This is a genomic window from Bradyrhizobium sp. Kon69, from assembly GCF_055807515.1.
Genome location: NZ_JBVVOS010000013.1, coordinates 129,331 through 145,776, shown reverse-complemented (window position 1 = coordinate 145,776; position 16,446 = coordinate 129,331). Strand labels below are relative to the sequence as shown.

Here is a 16,446-nt window from a genome sequence, read left to right as displayed (position 1 = left end):
CCTTTCGCCAGCCGGGCGTCAAGGGGCGAAGGGCGGACGAGGCGGTCATGACCGATAATCCCCCGCCAGCGCGCCGAACAGGATGACGGCCGCCGTGGAGGCAGCCCCGCCCCGCGCAAGCTGCTCGGCAAGTTCCGAAATGGTGGTGCGGACCAGCCGCTCATCGGGACGGCCGAGCGATTCGGCAAACAACGCCGGCGTGGTTGGGGCGAGCCCGTGCTCGATCAATTTGACGACAAGCGCCGGAAACGTCCGCCGGCCCATATAGACCACGGTCGTCGCCTCGGGATCGGCCAGCGCTACCCAGTTGAGGTCTGGCGGCAGCTCGCCGGTGACGTCCGCGCCGGTAATGAATTGCACCCGGCGCGAGGTATGGCGCCGGGTCAGGGGAATCCCGGCCTGAGCCGCAGCCACGCAGGCCGTGGTGACACCGGGAATGATCTCGTAGCCGATGCCCGCTTCCCGCAGCGTCTCGAGCTCCTCCTCGAGCCGGCCAAAGATGCCGGCATCGCCCGACTTCAATCGCACCACGCGCGCGCCTGTTACGGCATAGTCGACCAGCAATCGATTGACGTGGTGCTGCTTGGTCGAGGCCCGTCCTGCCCGCTTTCCCACCGCGACGAGATTGGCGCCGGGCCGGGCCAGATCGAGGATCACGCCTGAAGCAAGATCGTCATAGAGCACGACGTCGGCCTCGCGCAGCCGCGCGGCACCCTTGAGCGTGAGCAGCTCGGGATCGCCGGGGCCGGCAGAGACAAAGGAGACAAAACCGCTCACCGGTCCTCCGCGATCAGGTGGAAGAACGTGCCGGTGGCTTGTCCCCGCCGCGAGCCGGTCTCGGCGATGACCGCGCCTGTCGCGTCGTGCACGACCGCCAGCGGCGTGTCGGGCTGCGCGACGATCGTCGAATAGTGGAATTCGTGGCCACGCAGGCGTGCACCGGCCTGATGACCCGGCATCGGCGCGGCGAGCTCCGCCAGACGATAGCCCAGATGCATGCGGCGTTTGGCAAAACTCGTCTCCAGGCCGAGCAGGCCCGTCATCTCGTGGCGGATGCCGTCGGCGTCGGTCAAAGCGGTGCCCAGCACCATATAGCCTCCGCACTCGCCGTGCACCGGGCGCGTTTCCGCGAAGGCCCGCAATCCGCTGCGGAAGCGCGCATTGGCAGCGATCCTGCCGGCCTGCAGCTCGGGATAACCGCCCGGCAGCCAGCACACATCGGCGCCCGGATCAGGGCCTTCATCGGCGAGCGGCGAGAATGTCGAGATCTCCGCACCCGCCGCGCGCCACGCTTCCAGCATATGCGGATAGACGAAGGAGAATGCAGCGTCACGGGCGAGCGCAATGCGCTGGCCGGGCGGCGTTACGTTCACGCCGCTTGCGGCAGGTTGCGGCGACCAGGTGGCAGCCGAACGAAGCACCGCGTCGAGATCAACATGCTCGGCAACGAAGCGTGCGGCCTCGTCGATCAGCTTGCCGATTTCCGCCTGCTCCTCGGCCTGGACCAGCCCGAGATGCCGCTTCGGCAGGCTGATCTCGGCATGGCGCGGCAGCGCGCCGAACACGGCGATGCCGGCGTCCAGCAGCGCACGTCGCACGAGGGCTTCGTGGCGCGGGCTCGCAACGCGATTGAGCACGACGCCCGCAAGACGCACACCGGGACGGTAATCGCGAAGGCCCGCGGCAATCGCCGCCGCCGTTTGGGCCTGTCCTGAGGGATCGATCACCAGCAGCACCGGCCAGTCCAGCATCTCCGCGATGTCGGCGGTCGCCCCGGTGCCGCAGACGCCACGCGCGGCGACGCCGTCGAACAGGCCCATCGAGCCTTCGGCCAGCACGACGTCGGCGTCAATGCCGCGGCTGACGAGATGCGAGATTGTCCCACGATCCATCGCCCAGCTGTCGACGTTGACCGAGGCGCGTCCCGTAGCGGCGGCATGAAACGCGGGGTCGATGTAATCGGGGCCGCTCTTGAAGCACTGCACCCGCAATCCGCCGTTGCGCCAGGCGCGGGCGAGCGCCAGCGTCAGCGTGGTCTTGCCAACGCCGGAAGCCGGCGCGGAGATGACGAGCCCTGCCGCCATCACGACACCTCCGGAAAGCGCGGCTCGGCGCCCACGGGGCGATAGCGGCGGTCGTAGTCGGCGGCATAGAGACGGCTCTCGGAAAAATCCGCCGCGCCCAGCGTCCTGCCGACCAGGATGAGCGCGGTGCGCTCCATCTCGCTGCCGACATTAGCGTCGAGTGTTGCGAGCGTGGCGCGGACGATGCGCTGGTCGGGCCAGCTCGCACGCCAGACGATCGCGACCGGGCAGTCCGCGTTGTAATGCGGCGTCAGCTCGGCGACGACCTTGTCGAGCAGATGGATCGACAGATGGATCGCGAGCACCGCGCCGGTGGCGGCGAAGGCGGCGAGCTTCTCGCCTTCGGGCATCGCACTGGCGCGGCCCGGCGTGCGCGTCAGCACCACCGTCTGGGCAAGGCCGGGCAGCGTCAGCTCGGCCTCCAGCGCAGCCGCGGCGGCCGAGAAAGAGGGAACGCCAGGCGTCACCGTGTAGGGAATGTCGAGCGTGCGCAGGCGGCGAAGCTGTTCGCCCATCGCCGACCAGATCGAGAGATCGCCGGAATGCAGCCGCGCGATATCCTTGCCTTCCGCATGTGCGGCGGCGATCTCCGCCACGATCTCGTCAAGCGACAGCGGCGCCGTATTGACGATCCGCGCGCCGGGCGGGCAATGCGCCAGCACGCCTTCGGGGACAAGCGAGCCGGCATAGAGGCAGACCGGACAAGCGGCGATGAGGTCGCGGCCGCGCAACGTCAGCAGGTCAGGAGCGCCCGGCCCGGCACCGATGAAATGCACCGTCATGCGCCGTCTCCTTCCGCGATCGCCGCGGTCGCGGTGCGATCCTGCGAGACCACCCGCGTCGCGATCAACCGCGCACGAGGTCCAGCTGCCGCCAGCGCTGCGGCCTCGGCGACCGATCCCGTCCCGAACTTTTCCGCGACGAGTTTTGACTGTGTTGGCGTGTCGATGCCAACCAGCATTTCGGCGGCGACCGCCTTGATCGGCAAGCCGCATTCGCGCGCAAGCTGCTTCAGCGCCTGCGCGTCCGCTTTATCACTCACGGTCGCGACCGCCGCAAGGCCTTCGGGACCGCCCGCCGCCATCAGCACCTCGCGCAGCGAGGCTAGCGTGACATCCTTCCTGAATCCGAGCCCGGCGACCTTCATCGGACCGCGCTCCATTGCACCACGGGTCGCACCGCCTCCCAGGAGCGATAGCGGCCGAGCGGAGTGGCGTGCGCAATCTCGACCCGGATCAAGTCGCCGCCGTGGCGCTGGTGCAGTTCACCCACCAGCGCTTCCGTTTCCAGCGTCACCGCATGCGCAACGAGTCGCGTTCCGGATGCGAGCCGCGACCAGATGGCATCGAACATCGCTCCATTAAGGCCGCCGCCGATGAACACGGCGTCAGGCGCGTCCAGCGCAGCAAGGGCTTCAGGCGCTTGACCTGTAACGATGGTGATCCGATGTGCCAACCCGAACGCCGCTGCATTGCTGCGAATGTTGGCGGCGCGATCCTCGCGCGCCTCGATTGCGATCGCCGCCCCGCCGCTCAGCGCCCACTCGACCGAGATCGAGCCGGAGCCAGCACCAATGTCCCACAGCCGTTCACCGGGACGCGGCGCCAGCGCCGAGAGCGCGAGCGCACGGACCGGACGCTTGGTGATCTGGCCGTCATGGACGAAGAGTTCGTCCGACAGTCCCGGGCTGCGGGGAAGGCCCTGCGCTCCTCTCGCCTCCACGGCCACCGTGACCAGACTGCCAGCAAGATCGCCTGCGAAGCCGTCGGCGCGACACTCGTCGATCCTTTCGCGCGGCCCGCCAAGCGCGGTGAGTGTCCAGAAAGCCGAGGCGCCCCAACCGCGCGCCGTCAGCCATTTCGCTAGATCAGCGGCCGCTTTGCCGTCGCGTACGAGGCAAATGATGCGCGCATCGTGCGCCAGATGCGGCACGAGACGCTCGAATGGCGCGGCGTGGAGACCGAGACAGGCAACGGATTCCAGACGCCAGCCAAGTCGCGCAGCGACGAGCGAGAAGGTCGACGGCGCGGAATGCGCAATCCACTCGCCGGCCTCCAGCTTTTCCGCGAGGCTTGCGCCCACCCCATGCCAGAACGGATCTCCGGAGGCGAGCACCGCGGTTGGGCGCCCGCGGCAGCTGAGCACGACCTCCGTATCGAACGGCACCGGCCATGGACGGCCGCGCCCGGTTATGCCGGCCAGTGCAAGATGCCGTTCACCGCCGAAGACAGTTTCGGCGTCAGCAAGTGCCTTTCGGCTTGCCTCGGACAGCCCGGCAAGGCCATCTTCGCCGATACCGATGATGGTCAGCCAGGGATCAGCCATGACGCGCGCCCTCATTCTGGGCGGAACGGCCGACGCGAGCCTGCTCGCGGCGGAGATCGCGCGCGCCGGCATCGACGCCGTGTATTCCTATGGCGGCCGCACCCGCGCGCCCGCCGGTCAGCCGTTGCCGACGCGCATCGGCGGTTTTGGCGGCGTCAGCGGTCTTGGCGATTACATTCGTCGGCAAGACATCACGCATGTGATCGACGCGACGCATCCCTTTGCCGCCGAGATGAGCCGCAATGCGGTCGCGGCATGCGCGGAAACCGGCACGCCGCTGGTCGCTCTCGAGCGTGCGCCCTGGACCAAAGCGCCCGGCGACAGCTGGATCGAAATACCTGATGTCGACGCCGCGGTCGCCGCACTGCCCGAGGCGGCGGCAAATGTGTTCCTCGCCATCGGCCGCCAGCACATCGCGCCGTTCGCGACCAGGCCGCAACACGCCTACACGCTGAGATTCGTCGATCCGCCCGAAGCGCCATTGGCCTTTGCTGCGGATGTCATCGTGTCGCGTGGGCCGTTCACGCTCGAGGGCGAGCTGGAGATGCTGCGCGCGCGAGGCATCACCCGGATCGTCGCCCGCAATTCGGGTGGTGACGGCGCGCGCGCCAAGATCGACGCTGCGCGGGTACTCGGCCTGCCGGTGATCATGATCGCACGACCGCAACTGCCGGAACGATTGCGGGTCGAGAGCGTGGCCGAGATCATGCAGTGGCTCGGTCATCGGGCCTGCCTCGGCGCATAGACCCAGCGGCCGACGCGGCGCGTCTGCGAGTTGCCGACGATCACCAGCGTGCGCATGTCGGCCATTTCAGGTGTCGCTTCCTTCAGCCTGACGGTCTCGATCTTTTCATCGGCGGCGCTGATCGCGCGCGCGAAGATCACGAGGCGCTCGCCGCAGCCGGCCTCGTTCAGCACTGCGAGCGCACGGCCAAATCCCTCCAGCCGACTCACCGAGCGCGGATTATACATCGCAATGGCAAAATCGGCGTCCGCGGCGAGCCGCAGGCGCTTCTCGATCACCGCCCACGGCTTGAGATTGTCGGAGAGATTGATCGCACAGAAATCATGGCCGAGCGGCGCGCCGGCGCGCGCGGCAGCCGCCAGCATCGCGGTGATGCCGGGCAGCACACGGATCGGCAGCTCCTGCCATTGCGGCGCGTGTTCGAGCGCCTCGAACACGGCGGAGGCCATCGCGAAGACGCCGGGATCGCCGGAGGACACGACGACGACTTGTCCGCCTTCGGCCGCGAGCCGCAGCGCCTCGCTCGCGCGCTGCAGTTCCTCGCGGTTGTCGGATGGATGCAAAGTGAGGCCTGCCCGCGCTGGCACGCGCGCGACATAGGGCGCATAGCCCAGAATGTCGGTCGCGGCGGCAAGCGCCGCGGAGACTTCGGGCGTCACCAGCGCATCGCTGCCCGGCCCGAGGCCTGCGATGGTCAGCGTGCCCGTCATTCGGCGGCGTCCGGATGCCGGCCCTTGCCGTGCACGAGTACGATCGCGAAATAGGGGCAATCGGCGGCATCGATCTCCGCGAGCCGCACCACGCGCTCGCCCGGCATGGTGCCGCGCTCGACCAGCCAGGCATCGTCCAGCCGTCCGGCGGCAGCGAGCGCGCGGCGGACCTTTGCGAGATTGCGCCCGGTCTTCATGACCACGAGCGCATCGGAATCGCGCATGCGGCGTTCGAGCTCGTCCTCGGCGAGCGTGCCCATGAGCACCGTCGTCACGTCATCACCGAGCGCGATCGGCTGTCCCACGCCATTCCAGCAGCCGACCATGCCGGGAATGCCGGCGATCACCTCGATCTCGACACGGCCCTGCAGGCGCGTGTGCAGATGCATGAAGGAGCCGTAGAAGTAAGGATCGCCCTCGCAGAGCACGACGACATCGACCGCGCGCGCCAGCCGCGCCAGACGTTCCGCCCATTCGTCATGGAAGCCGGCCAGCAGCTGGACATATTCAGGCGTGTCGAAGGCGATTTCCGTGGTGACCGGATATTCCATCGGATATTCGGTGACGTCGGCAGCCAGCATGCCCTCGACGATGCGGCGCGCCTGGCCGGGCCGGCCCTTCTTGCGGAAATAGGCGACATGCTTTGCGCCGCGCACCGTGCGATCTGCGCGCACGCTCATCATGTCGGGATCACCGGGGCCGAGACCGCAGCAAATGATGCGTCCCATCGCTATTCGCTCCGGCTCGCCAGCGCGTTCACGGCGGCGACCGTGATCGCGGAGCCACCGAGGCGGCCTTCGACCGTGAGCGCAGGGACCTTCGGATCGGCCATCAGCGCAGCCTTGGACTCCGCCGCGCCGACGAAGCCGACGGGACAGCCGATGATCGCCGCGGGCCGCGGGCAGCTCCGGTCCTCCAGCATGTTGAGAAGATGAAACAACGCGGTCGGTGCGTTGCCGATCGCCACGATGGCGCCGCCGAGATGCGGGCGCCACAGCTCCAGGGCCGCAGCCGAACGGGTGTTGCGCATGGACTGCGCGAGCGCGGGAACGCTCTCGTCGCCCAACGTGCAGATGACGGCGTTGGCGGCGGGAAGCCGCGCCCGCGTAATTCCTTCAGAGACCATGCGCGCGTCGCACAGGATCGGTGCGCCCTTCTGCAAGGCCGCGCGTGCGGCGACCGCCATGCCTGATGTGAAGCGGATATGCGCTTCGAGGCCCACCATGCCGGCCGCATGGATCATTCGCACCACCACCTGCTCCTCGTCCGGCGTGAAGCGCGCAAGATCGGCTTCAGCGCGGATGGTCGCAAAGGACTGCCGGTAGATCGCCGCGCCGTCGGTCTCGTAAATGTGCGGCATCAGTGCCCTCCCATCAGGATGGAGGGATCTCTGACGATGTCGTCGCGGTTCAGCCCCCGCAGGATGGGCTCATCGCGCGTCGACCCGGCGCGCACGAGGTCGAAGCCGGCGCCGGTCGCAACCAGAGTGATGGCGGCGGGACCGGAATGGGCGCAGCCCTTGGCACAGCCGGAGACGTGGAGCCGTGCGGCCGCGCCGATGTTCGGCGCCAGGGCCGCAGCAAGACCGCGGGTATCGGCATGCGCCTCGCGACAGCGTGGCGCGCCGCTGCACGCGATGACGCGCAGCGCAGGATCGTAGGCCTCGGTGATGAGACCGGTCGCGTTCGGCATCGCGCGCTTGCCTTCGCTCAAAACCATCCGCCATGGCGTCATGCGCAGCGCATGTCCGCAGCCGGCGAACTGGTCGAGGGTCGGATGCGCCATCTGCCCGAAGGCGACGCCGACCATCGCACCTTGCGAATAGAGGCCGGGACGCGCCGCCGCCATGATCGGCGCCGGCTCGGCCTCGCCGCGCAATGCCTCCGGCAGGATTGCACCGGCTGCAAGATGCGCCGCCATCCGCCCTCGCCCGCCTCTGGCGCCGCCTGAGGTCACGAACCAGTTGGCGAATGCGAGCGCCGTGGTCACGGCCTCGCCGCGCGCGACGGAGCGGCCGAGTTTGTCGCCATCAGCCCGCACCAGCAGTCCGCCGGCACGATCGCGCTCGATCCGCACGTCCGCGGAATCGCCCGCAAGCACGCGTGAGGTGCCGTCATCGATGGCGAAGCCGAATTTGGTTGGAAGTTCGAGCTGGCTGTCGGCGAGCGCCTCCTCGAGTTCGGCGGCGAGCGATTGGGTCGCGTCGCCGGCACGCCAGAACGGAGTCACAAGGATATTGCGACGGGATTCGGTCTCAGCGTCCGGGTCGAGCAGCGCCAGTTGCGAAAGGCCGTCGAGCAGCAGCCTGTGGCTGGTCTCGTTGACGCCCCTGATCTGGAGATTGGCCCGGCTGGTCACGTCGATCAGGCCGTTGCCATGGCGTTCGGCAAGATGAGCCAATCCGGAGATCTGTGCCGCTTCGAGCCGTCCGCCGAACGGACGCACGCGGACCACGAGCCCGTCGCCCGATTGCATCGGGCGCAGCGCGCCGGGACACCAGCCCTTGACCACCGAAGCGCTCATGACGCCTCCCGCAGCGCCGCCGCGATCGAATTGCGGCGCGTACGCCAGAGCGAGGCTTCATGCAGGCGCGTGAAACACGTCTCCATCGCGCCGAGCGCCGCCGGGTTTTCGCGCGCCATGAAGGCGCGGACGTCCTCATGGCCGAGCGTCGCATCGTAGTAGATGTCGAACAGATGCGGCGGCACCGCGCCGGCCAGATGCGCGAAGGCGGCCATGTGCTCGAGCGTCGCGGTGATCTCGGCCGCGCCGCGAAAACCGTGGCGCATCATGCCGGCGATCCAGGCCGGATTGGCCGCGCGCGCGCGGACGACACGGGAGATTTCCTCGGTCAGCGTACGCGCATGCGGCTGCTCGGGGCGCGTTGCATCGAGATGATAGAGTGATGGCGCTGCCGCACCGAGATGTGCCGCGGCGGCCGCAATGCCGCCCTCATGCGCGGCATAGTCGGCTGCGAGCAGAAGATCGGTTTCCGGCAAATCCTGCACGTGAACAAAAGCATCAGCCGACAAGAGCCGCTGCTCGATGCCGGCACGATCGAGCTTGGTTTCGCCATCGGCCGAGAACGCCCATGACGACGCCGAGAGCCACGCTTCGCCGGCGGCCTCGCGCGTCTCGGGCGTGAAGGCGTCCGGGATTGCCGAGAGACCGACGCCGTATTGTCCGGGACGCGGCGCGAACACGCGCGATGTGCGATGGCGATATGGATTTTCGTCGCCCTCGTCCTCGCGGGCCGACAGCGCCTCGGCTGCCGCCTCGAACAATTGTGCAAGGCCCGAGAAGACGTCGCGAAACAGGCCCGAGACCCGCAGCGTGACGTCGATGCGGGGCCGGCCAAGCTCGGCAGGCGCGATGATACCGTAGCCGGTGACACGGCCGGAAGCATGATCCCAGCGCGGTGCGAGGCCGGCCAGATGCAGCGCCATGGCAAACTCTTCGCCTGCGGTGCGCATCGTCGCCGAGCCCCAGAGATCGACGACAAGGCCCTTCGGCCAGTCGCCGTGATCCTGCAGATGACGACGGAGCAATTCTTCGGCGAGCTTGATGCCTTGCGCGTGCGCCGACGGCGTCGGCACCGCGCGCGGATCGACGGCGAAGAGATTACGCCCCGTGGGCAGCACGTCCTGGCGCCCCCGATAGGGCGAGCCTGACGGACCCGGCGCAACACGCCGGCCCGCAAGCGCGGCCCGCAGCGCGTCGCGCTCCGCGTCATCGCAGGCGCCGCGGCCGAACACATGCAGGCCGTCGCCGAACTGGCTTTCCTTGAGATCGCAGACGAAGCGGTCGATCCGCGGGATCGCTTCGGCCGGAGCGGCCGCTGCATCAAGGCCGAGATCGCCTTCGAGGCCAGCCGCGCGCGCCTCGTCACGGATCGCGGCGATCAAGCGCTGGCGGCGGGCCGGATCGAGGCCATCGGCCGTCGAGTATTCGTCGAGGAGCTGTTCGAGCCTGCGCAGCCCGTCCGGCACCGCTGATGCTGCGAGCTGCGGCGGCAGATGGCCGATCGTGACGGCACCCAGGCGCCGCTTGGCCTGCGCGGCCTCGCCGGGATCGTTGACGATGAAGGGATAGATGACGGGCAGATCACCGATCAGGGCTTCCGGCCAGCACGCCTGCGACAGCGCCACGGATTTTCCCGGCAGCCATTCCAGCGTGCCGTGCGCGCCCATGTGCACGACGGCATCACAGCCCTGCCCTCGCAGCCAGAGATAGAACGCGACATAGGCGTGGCGCGGCGTGCGGGCGAGATCGTGATAGTCGGCATCGCGCGTCGTCGCATCGCCACGCTCCGGCTGAACCGCGATGATCGACCGGCCGCATTGAACCGCAGCGAAATGGAACGCGCCATCGCGACAACCCGGATCGGTCTCCGGCTCGCCCCAGACTTGCGCGAGATCATCCTGCAAGGATTGTGGAATGCGCGCGAGCGCAGCGCGGTAATCGGCAACGCTCCAGCTCAAGGTCCGCTTCAGCAGCGTCTCGCCCAGTTCATGGACCCGATCGACATCGAAGCCGACCTCAGCGAGGTCGGACACCAAAGCCTCCACCGACGCCAGCGCATCGAGACCCACCGCATGGGCAATCTGATGCGGACGGCCCGGATAGTTCGAGAGTACGAGTGCCACGCGCTTGTCGGCGGCCGGCTTCTCCGCAAGGCGATGCCAGGCCGCAACGCGCGCAGCGACGGCCTTCACGCGCTCCTCGTCGGGCCTGTGTGCCAGATGCGAAAATTGCAAATCGGGATCGCGCATCGCGGCCGATTTGAAGCTGACCACGCCCGCAAACAGCCGGCCGTCGACCTCGGGCAGCACCACATGCATCGCGAGGTCGCCGGGCGACAGCCCCCGGAGCGAACTCGCCCAATCCTCGCGCCGTGCCGTGGAGAGCGCGACCTGGAACACCGGGCAGGATGCGGCATCGAACGGCGTCGTGCCGTCGTCGCCCATCGCCGAGAATGCCGTCGCATTGACGATCGCGGCCGGAGGATTTTGCGCCAGATACTCGCGCAACCAATCCGCAACCCCCGCGGCTTTCAGCGAGGTGACGAACACACCATGCGCGTCGAACCCCTTCTCGCGCAATGCGCCGATCAGGGCATCGACCGGGCCGGTGTCCGCGGCGGTGAGATAGGAGCGATAGAAGGCCACGAGCGCGCGCGGCCTGCCCTCACTCGACGCGGGCGCGGCGATGACACCGCGCGCCGGATCGTAAAAGCCCATCTCGGGCACGGTCATCGAGCCGATAACAGGACCCGCATAGAGGCCCGAAGCCAGCGCAAGCTGCGCGATCGCGGCTTGCGATGCGACGGGGCCGCCGGTGTCGCAGAGCACCTTGAGCCGTCGCAATGTCGAGACCGGCAGGGTCGAATACGCGTCCAGCCGCGTGTCGTCGCGACCGTCGGCCGGCAGCACGGCCAGCACGATGCCGCGCTCCTTCGCCAGTTGCTGCAGGGCCGCGAGCCCATACGACCAATAGGACTCACCCCCGATCAGACGCACGAGGATGCCGCGCGCCTGCGCCAGCGTGCGCTCGATATAGGTGTCGACCGAGAGCGGATGACGGAGTTCGGCGAGATTGACGAGCCGTAACGAGGGCAGGCTGTCGCGGCCACGGCGCCAACCGGCCGCGAATGCGGCAAGATCGGAATCCGAATACGAGAGCACCACGAGATCGGCCGGGTCCTGGCCGATGTCCCTTGGTATCGCGGTCTCCTCGAGACCGCGGCTCTCGCGGAAGACGACGTGCATCAGATACCGAGTCCCGCCTTGATCGCGGCTTCATCAATGTTTCCGTGCTCGCCGATCACCACGAGCTTTGACCGCCTCGCACCCGCGCCCCAGGGCTTGTCGAACTGGTGGCGCACGCGCTCGCCGACCGCTTGCAGCAAGAGACGCATCGGCTTGCCCTCCACCGCGATGTAACCCTTGACGCGCAGCACATTCTGCTCGCGCGCCAGCCGCTGAACGGATGCGACCAGCGCGTCGATATCGGTGACCTCGGGAAGATCTATCACGACGGACGCAAAATCGTCGTGCTCATGATCCTCCTCGCCGTCGTGATGCGAGGGACGCGCGGCGAGATCGTTCTCGGCGGCAGCACCGAGACCGAGGATGACGCGCGCGTCGATCGCACCGTCGGTGATCGCCAGCATCGGCACGCGGCGCGACATCTCGGCGGTGATCGCCGCCTTGGCTGTCTCGAGCCCTGCCGCACCCGCAAGATCCGCCTTGGTCAGCAGCACGATGTCGGCGCAGGCGATCTGGTCCTCGAACACTTCCGACAGTGGCGTCTCATGGTCGAGATTGCCGTCCGCCGCGCGCTGCGCTTCGACGGCAATTGGGTCGGGCGCGAAACGGCCAGCAGCAACAGCTTCGGCGTCGGCGAGCGCGATCACGCCATCGACCGTAATGCGCGAACGGATCTCCGGCCAGTCGAACGCCTTCAGCAGCGGTTTGGGCAGAGCCAGGCCCGAGGTCTCGATCAGGATATGATCGGGCCGCACCGGCCGCGACAGCAGCTTCTCCATGGTCGGAATGAAATCGTCGGCGACAGTGCAGCAGATGCAGCCATTGGCGAGCTCGATGATGTTCTCTTCCGGGCAATTCGCATCGGCGCAGGATTTCAGAATCTCGCCATCGACGCCTTCGCTGCCGAACTCGTTGACGAGCACCGCCAGCTTCTTGCCGTTGGCGTTGGCAAGCAGATGCTGGATCAGTGTGGTCTTGCCGGAGCCGAGAAAGCCCGTGACAACCGTGACCGGGACTTTTGCGAGCGAATTCATTCGGCGGCCTCCGGCACGACGGCCAAGGGAAGAATGGGGGGAATGCGGGCAAGCGATTGCTTGCGGAAGATCTCCGGGCGGCTGCGCCAGGGCACGAGGCCGTCGGGCGCGGCTGCATAGGCCGCCGCACCCGCGACCACATCGCTCGCATTCACATCCGAGAGGCGACCATAGACATAGGACCAGCGGCCGGGAGCGCTGAGCGCGACCGAGCAACCCTGGTTGCATGCAGACAGGCATTCGACGGGAACCACGCTGACGCCGTCGGGCACGCCGACCTCGAGGATCGCGCCATGCAGGCGCTTGCCGGGCGTCGTCTCGCCCTCGCCAAGCGTCTCGCCGGCGCGGCAGGTGATGCAGACATGAAGTGTGACGGTCATCGCTTCATCCAGAATAAACAGCGGGAAGCGAAGAGGCCCACGAACCGTTCTTGCGAAGGCCCGTTTCCCCGTCGCGGAACACCCCGTCCGCCGGTCCAAAATCGTCCGCGTTGGCAGGTCTCCCGGCTTCCGGAGCAGGGTTTCCCCTTCGATCCCCGCCTTCCCGATCCCATGGGGATCAGTGGCTTCGGGCATCTCTCCGGTCACGGTCGCGGGGGCGGCTGCATTTTGGAACCAAATCTTGCCGATTCGGACCCTATCGCATTCCCTCTTCGCCTGTCGTAGGACAGGAACCAACGTCGGGCCACCATTTGCCCCCGACCGCCTCTTGTCAAGCCGAAGGACCCCGTCCGATGACGTCAGAACCGGATACCCAGACGGCCGACGAAACCGACGCCCGTCACGCCTCGAAAATGGCGAAGAAGAAGGTCGCCCGCGACAAGATCATGGCGACCAAGAGCGGCGAAAAGGGCCTCATCATCGTCCACACCGGCGCCGGCAAGGGCAAGTCCTCCTCGGCCTTCGGCATGATCGTCCGCTGCGTCGCCCATGGCTTCCCATGCGCGGTCGTGCAGTTCATCAAGGGCGCCTGGGATACCGGCGAGCGCCGCATGCTCACCGGCCATTTCGGCGACCTCTGCCAATTCCACGCCATGGGCGAAGGCTTTACCTGGGAGACGCAGGACCGCGCCCGCGACATCGCGGCCGCCCGCGCCGGCTGGGAGAAGGCCAAGGAGCTGATCCTCGACCAGAATCTCCGCATGGTCGTGCTCGACGAGATCAACATCGCGCTGCGCTACGACTATCTCGACATCGCCGAAGTTGTCGATTTCCTCACGACGCAGAAGCCGCCGATGACGCATGTCGTGCTCACCGGCCGCAACGCCAAGGACGAGCTGATCGAGATCGCCGATCTCGTCACCGAGATGACGCTGGTCAAGCATCCCTTCCGCTCAGGCATCAAGGCGCAAGCCGGCGTCGAGTTCTAAGAAACTCGCGATGGCGCGCGCATTGATGATCCAGGGGGCCGGCTCGGACGTGGGCAAATCGCTCATCGTCGCCGGCCTCGCGCGCGCCTTTGTGCGACGCGGCCTGCGCGTGCTCCCGTTCAAGCCGCAGAACATGTCGAACAATGCCGCCGTCACCGTCGACGGCGGCGAGATCGGCCGCGCCCAGGCGCTCCAGGCGCTCGCCGCCGGCGTCGAGCCGCACACCGACATGAACCCGGTGCTGCTCAAGCCCGAGACCGATGTCGGCGCGCAGGTGATCGTGCAGGGAAAACGCATCGCGACCGCGCGTGCGCGTGAATATGCGGCGATGAAGCCGTCGTTGATGGGCGCCGTGCTGGAGAGCTTCGAGCGGCTGAAGGCGCGCGCCGATCTCGTGCTGGTGGAGGGCGCAGGCAGCCCGGCCGAGGTGAACCTGCGCAAGGCCGACATCGCCAATATGGGTTTTGCGCGCAAGGCCGACGTGCCGGTCGTGCTGGTCGGCGACATCGACCGCGGCGGGGTCATCGCGCAACTCGTCGGCATCAAGACGGTGATCGACCCGGATGATGCCGCGATGATCCAGGGATTTGTCATCAACAAGTTCCGCGGCGATCCCACGCTATTCGACGACGGCTATAAGCTCATCGAAGAAAAGACCGCATGGCGCGGCTTCGGCGTGCTGCCCTGGTTCGCGCGCGCCGGCGAGCTGCCGGCCGAGGATGCGCTCGGCCTGAGCGATGCGCGCAAGCCGGGCCAATGCAAGATCGCCTGTCTCGCGCTGTCGCGGATCGCCAATTTCGACGATCTCGATCCGCTCAAGCTCGAGCCCGGCGTCGATCTCGTGATGGTGCGGCCGGGCGAGGCCATTCCCGGCGACGTCAGGCTCGTCATCATCCCCGGCTCGAAATCCACGCGCGGCGATCTCGCCTTCCTGCGCGCCCAGGGCTGGGACATTGATCTGCTGGCGCATCACCGCAGAGGCGGCCATGTGCTCGGCCTCTGCGGTGGCTATCAGATGCTCGGACACAGCGTCACTGATCCCGATGGGATCGAGGGACCTGCAGGCGACACAGCGGGTCTCGGACTTCTGGATGTCGAGACGGTGATGAGCCCGCAGAAGACGCTGACGCGTGTCGCGGCCGTGCACGCCGCGACGGATCAGCCGATCGAAGCCTACGAAATTCACATCGGCCGCACCGACGGCCCCGATTGCGCGCGGCCATTCGCAAGGCTGAACGGCGAACCGGAAGGCGCGATCTCACGCGACGGGCGCGTGCAGGGCAGCTATCTGCACGGCCTGTTCACGTCGGATGAGTTCCGCAAGGCGTTTTTGGCGAAGCTCGACATTCCCGCAGGCCGCGAGCCCTATCACGCCAGGGTCGAGAGTGCGCTCGATGCGCTCGCCGATCACATCGAAGCCCATCTCGACGTCGAAGGCCTGCTCGCGCTAGCGCGCTAGAGCCTCGGCCAGGCGCGACCATTCGGATTCGCCGCCCGGAAGTCCGAGGCGCAGCCATGTCGGCTCTCGCGTGAACACGCGCGACCAGATATGGCGACGCGCCAGCTTCTCCTGCGCGGCAGGCGCGTCAGACGTCTGGTAGAGACGAAACAGCTGCGTCCCGCCAATGACCGTCCAACCTTGCGACTGCACCAAGCCGTCGAGGCGATCGCAGTCTCGCGCGAGCCGCGCGGACGTGGCCTCGGCCCAGGCGTCGTCATGAAGAGCGCGGCAGCCGATCGCGATCGCCGCTCCCGAGACCGGCCATGGCCCCGACATCGATGCGATCCTGGCGATGTCGGACGCATTGCCGAGAGCGAAACCGAGCCGCAGGCCGGCAAGGCCGTAAAACTTTCCGAAGGAGCGCAGGATCAGCAGCCCCGGCCGGTCCTCGGATGCAAGTGACAGCTGCGGGGCCGCATCGGCGAAACTCTCGTCGATGACGAGACGGCCGACGCGCGGCAGCAGCGCCAGCAAATCCTTTCCCGGATGGCATCGGCCGTCAGGATTGTTGGGATTGACGATAATGGCGAGGTCCGCGCCCGCCAGCGCGTCGAGCTCCCCGACCTCCTGGACCTCCCAGCCCGCGGCCGAGAGGACCCCGGCATATTCATTGTAGGTCGGCGCGAGGATGCGCGCGCGGCCGGGTGGTGCGAGTTGCGGCAGCAATTGAATTGCGGCCTGTGCGCCGCCAAGCGCGACAACCGCCGCGCTCGTGCGGTAAGCGTGCCGCGCCGCCTGATGCAGCGCCTCGATCTCGGCGCGCGACGGCAACGCGCTCCACGCGCGCGAGCTCACCTCGCCCACGGGATAAGGCAGGCTGTTGATCCCGGTCGACAGATCGATCCAGTCTTCCGCGCCACCGCCGAAACGCTGCTGGGCCAGATCGAGATTTCCACCGTGCTCGCGCATG

16 protein-coding genes and 1 riboswitch are annotated in these 16,446 nt (G+C 67.6%); of the genes, 3 read left to right on the top strand and 13 right to left on the bottom strand.

Features of this window, described 5'->3' with window-relative positions; genetic code table 11:
* Positions 1–45 precede the first annotated feature (45 nt).
* The 5 genes from cobA to cbiT are packed head-to-tail and all read right to left on the bottom strand — an operon-like array spanning position 46 to position 4,409.
* Positions 46–777, bottom strand: coding sequence for a uroporphyrinogen-III C-methyltransferase (gene cobA / locus AC0L3U_RS18965; protein WP_473362754.1), 732 nt, complete (start codon positions 775–777; stop codon positions 46–48).
* Positions 774–2,084, bottom strand: coding sequence for a cobyrinate a,c-diamide synthase (locus AC0L3U_RS18960; RefSeq protein WP_473362753.1), 1,311 nt, complete (start codon positions 2,082–2,084; stop codon positions 774–776). Before AC0L3U_RS18960 ends, cobA begins: the two co-directional genes overlap by 4 nt.
* Positions 2,084–2,866: a precorrin-4 C(11)-methyltransferase gene (gene cobM / locus AC0L3U_RS18955; protein WP_473362752.1), complete on the bottom strand. Its 783-nt coding sequence runs from the start codon at positions 2,864–2,866 to the stop codon at positions 2,084–2,086. Before cobM ends, AC0L3U_RS18960 begins: the two co-directional genes overlap by 1 nt.
* Complete coding sequence (locus AC0L3U_RS18950) at positions 2,863–3,231, bottom strand: cobalamin biosynthesis protein (protein ID WP_473362751.1); 369 nt, start codon at positions 3,229–3,231, stop codon at positions 2,863–2,865. The genes cobM and AC0L3U_RS18950 overlap by 4 nt, the downstream gene beginning before the upstream one ends.
* Complete coding sequence (gene cbiT, locus AC0L3U_RS18945) at positions 3,228–4,409, bottom strand: precorrin-6Y C5,15-methyltransferase (decarboxylating) subunit CbiT (RefSeq protein WP_473362750.1); 1,182 nt, start codon at positions 4,407–4,409, stop codon at positions 3,228–3,230. The genes AC0L3U_RS18950 and cbiT overlap by 4 nt, the downstream gene beginning before the upstream one ends.
* On the opposite strand from cbiT, the gene AC0L3U_RS18940 reads away from it, so the two are divergent.
* Entirely contained in the window at positions 4,408–5,154 is a 747-nt protein-coding gene (locus tag AC0L3U_RS18940) for a cobalt-precorrin-6A reductase (protein WP_473362749.1), read from the top strand. The two genes, cbiT and AC0L3U_RS18940, sit on opposite strands and share 2 nt — an antisense overlap.
* Here the strand turns inward: AC0L3U_RS18940 and cobJ are convergent.
* Genes cobJ through AC0L3U_RS18905 form a run of 7 tightly spaced genes read right to left on the bottom strand, consistent with a single transcriptional unit; the run spans position 5,130 to position 13,046 of the window.
* Positions 5,130–5,864: a precorrin-3B C(17)-methyltransferase gene (gene cobJ, locus AC0L3U_RS18935; protein ID WP_473362748.1), complete on the bottom strand. Its 735-nt coding sequence runs from the start codon at positions 5,862–5,864 to the stop codon at positions 5,130–5,132. The genes AC0L3U_RS18940 and cobJ overlap by 25 nt on opposite strands.
* Positions 5,861–6,592: a precorrin-2 C(20)-methyltransferase gene (locus AC0L3U_RS18930; RefSeq protein ID WP_473362747.1), complete on the bottom strand. Its 732-nt coding sequence runs from the start codon at positions 6,590–6,592 to the stop codon at positions 5,861–5,863. Before AC0L3U_RS18930 ends, cobJ begins: the two co-directional genes overlap by 4 nt.
* A gap of 2 nt (positions 6,593–6,594) precedes the next feature.
* Complete coding sequence (locus tag AC0L3U_RS18925; protein WP_473362746.1) at positions 6,595–7,224, bottom strand: precorrin-8X methylmutase; 630 nt, start codon at positions 7,222–7,224, stop codon at positions 6,595–6,597.
* Positions 7,224–8,387, bottom strand: a complete 1,164-nt coding sequence (gene cobG / locus AC0L3U_RS18920) for a precorrin-3B synthase (RefSeq protein ID WP_473362745.1) — start codon at positions 8,385–8,387, stop codon at positions 7,224–7,226. The genes AC0L3U_RS18925 and cobG overlap by 1 nt, the downstream gene beginning before the upstream one ends.
* Positions 8,384–11,632, bottom strand: a complete 3,249-nt coding sequence (gene cobN / locus AC0L3U_RS18915) for a cobaltochelatase subunit CobN (RefSeq protein WP_473362744.1) — start codon at positions 11,630–11,632, stop codon at positions 8,384–8,386. The genes cobG and cobN overlap by 4 nt, the downstream gene beginning before the upstream one ends.
* Positions 11,632–12,666, bottom strand: a complete 1,035-nt coding sequence (cobW, locus tag AC0L3U_RS18910) for a cobalamin biosynthesis protein CobW (protein ID WP_473362743.1) — start codon at positions 12,664–12,666, stop codon at positions 11,632–11,634. The genes cobN and cobW overlap by 1 nt, the downstream gene beginning before the upstream one ends.
* Positions 12,663–13,046 (bottom strand): DUF1636 family protein, encoded by a 384-nt coding sequence (locus AC0L3U_RS18905; RefSeq protein ID WP_473362742.1) that lies wholly within the window; start codon positions 13,044–13,046, stop codon positions 12,663–12,665. Before AC0L3U_RS18905 ends, cobW begins: the two co-directional genes overlap by 4 nt.
* Before the next feature lie 95 nt (positions 13,047–13,141).
* A riboswitch (cobalamin riboswitch) is annotated at positions 13,142–13,359 on the bottom strand.
* Positions 13,360–13,399: 40 nt separating this feature from the next.
* On the opposite strand from AC0L3U_RS18905, the gene cobO reads away from it, so the two are divergent.
* Both cobO and AC0L3U_RS18895 read left to right on the top strand, forming a co-directional pair.
* The gene (cobO, locus tag AC0L3U_RS18900) at positions 13,400–14,035 is read left to right on the top strand and encodes a cob(I)yrinic acid a,c-diamide adenosyltransferase (RefSeq protein ID WP_473362741.1); all 636 of its coding nucleotides are present in this window, start codon (positions 13,400–13,402) and stop codon (positions 14,033–14,035) included.
* A 10-nt stretch (positions 14,036–14,045) separates the two neighbouring features.
* Positions 14,046–15,494 (top strand): cobyric acid synthase, encoded by a 1,449-nt coding sequence (locus AC0L3U_RS18895; protein ID WP_473362740.1) that lies wholly within the window; start codon positions 14,046–14,048, stop codon positions 15,492–15,494.
* Here the strand turns inward: AC0L3U_RS18895 and cobD are convergent.
* Entirely contained in the window at positions 15,483–16,445 is a 963-nt protein-coding gene (gene cobD, locus AC0L3U_RS18890) for a threonine-phosphate decarboxylase CobD (RefSeq protein ID WP_473362739.1), read from the bottom strand. The two genes, AC0L3U_RS18895 and cobD, sit on opposite strands and share 12 nt — an antisense overlap.
* Between the last annotated feature and the right edge of the window lies 1 nt (position 16,446).